Origin of the sequence: Nocardia sp. NPDC057663 (assembly GCF_042799895.1) — a bacterium.
Taxonomy (GTDB): Bacteria; Actinomycetota; Actinomycetes; order Mycobacteriales; family Mycobacteriaceae; genus Nocardia.
The window spans coordinates 1-1,740 of sequence record NZ_JBHVHX010000049.1 but is presented as its reverse complement, the minus strand read 5'-3'; the positions used below and the strand labels follow the sequence as shown (position 1 = coordinate 1,740).

Genomic DNA, 1,740 nt, shown 5'->3' with positions numbered 1-1,740 from the left:
TGAACGGATTAGCCACAAACCGCACAGCAGTCAGATCAGGCCGACGAACATAACCGCGCGCCATCAACCCTGCCAAATACAACTCCCCCACCACACCAGGAGCTGCTGGCATCAATCCACCGTCGAGAACGTACACCTGGACATTTCCGATTGGTAAACCAATCGGCACATTGTCGGCATACTCACCATCAAGTACGCTAACAGTTGAATAGAAGACCTCGGTGGCACCATATCCGTTGACAATTCGCGCACCGGGCATCGCTCCCCGTAGGCGGTTCAAAGTATCTGGCTGAAGCGCCTCGCCCGCCAACATGATCTGAGTGGGAGAGAAACTATCGGAGACCCCGTCCAAGGCCTCTCTCAGGACCGACGGCACGCCGCCGATCAACCCCTCGAACCGCGAACTGTCGCCTATGGCGTCGAACACAGTGTCAGCGATGTCAACCCGCCGCCCGTGGATCATGGGCGTGAACATTTCAAACAATGAAACGTCGAACGCCACGGAAGCGGTCGCCTTTATATCCTCTGGTCCGATGATTTCCGCCAGTTGCAGTAGGCCGTTGACAAGGCAACGATGCGTTACCCCGACCGCCTTCGGTGCTCCTGTTGAACCCGAGGTATACATAATGTAAGCGAGCGTATCGGGCTGAATATTGCAACTCAGTGACTGCCGAAAGCTATCGACAGAAGCACTCTCCGAGTCGAAATCAAACCGATCTATGTACATTTTCTCGACGTTAGATCCGCGAACCACAACATCAGAGCTGACGGTGGTATCGGTTATCATGACCGATGGATGTGCATCTTCAACGATGTAGGAGTTGCGTTCGCTTGGATACCTGGTATCGATCGGCACGTAGCACGCGCCGGTTCTCAAAATCGCAAGTAGAACGGCGAATATATCCGCCGAACGAGGCAGTGCCACGGCGACCACAGATCCTTGCCCGACCCCTCGAGCGATTAGTGCTGCGCTGAGCGCGCCGACTCGATAACTGATACTCGCATAGGAGAATTCTCTGAATTTGTCGGAAACCGCGATCTGATCTGCATGCTCTGCTACGCAATTCTCGAATAGCTCCACTAGCGAACCCACCGGCAGATGCCGATCCGTCTCGTTCAAGTCGCGAACCAGCAGATTCCGCTCATCGGAACTCAGAACATCTATCGCGCCAACTCGAACCGACCCATCCCGCACCACACGTTCGAGAACCCGAACGAACCTGTCTGCGAACGACTGCACGCTGCTCCGCTCGAACAGATCTGTCGAGTACTCGATGAAACCCGCATAGCCCGCCTCTTCCGCGAACACTTCAGACAGAATGAAAGTGACATCGAACCGGGAGGTCCCAGTGACAGCCTGCATCGCAGAGACGTCCACCCCGGGCATAGCGAATTCCGCAGAATCATTATTCTGCAACGCAAACATCACCTGAAAAACGGGATGATGAGCAGTCGTCCGAACCGGGTTCAACATTTCAATCAAACGCTCGAAAGGCAGATCTTGATTTTCATATGCGCCCAGCGCCTTTTCTCGAACACGTTCGACCACCTCATCGAAACGAAGGTCCCGCGAGATATCCACCCGCAGCACCCAAGTATTCACGAAGAAACCAACCAGCTCCGAAAGCGCCGCGTCCGTCCGCCCCGCGATAGGCGAACCAAATAGAATGTCATTCCCTGCACCCAGCTTATGCATTAGCGTCGCAAAGACGGACTGCAACACCATCGAAGAAGTGGCGC

At 54.8% G+C, this 1,740-nt stretch carries 1 protein-coding gene; it reads right to left on the bottom strand.

Annotated elements, in window-relative coordinates; translation table 11 throughout:
* Window positions 1-1,726: AMP-binding protein (locus tag ACFVAV_RS35675; RefSeq protein WP_379040118.1), on the bottom strand; the 1,726-nt coding region annotated here is incomplete at its 3' end.
* Window positions 1,727-1,740: the final 14 nt, after the last annotated feature.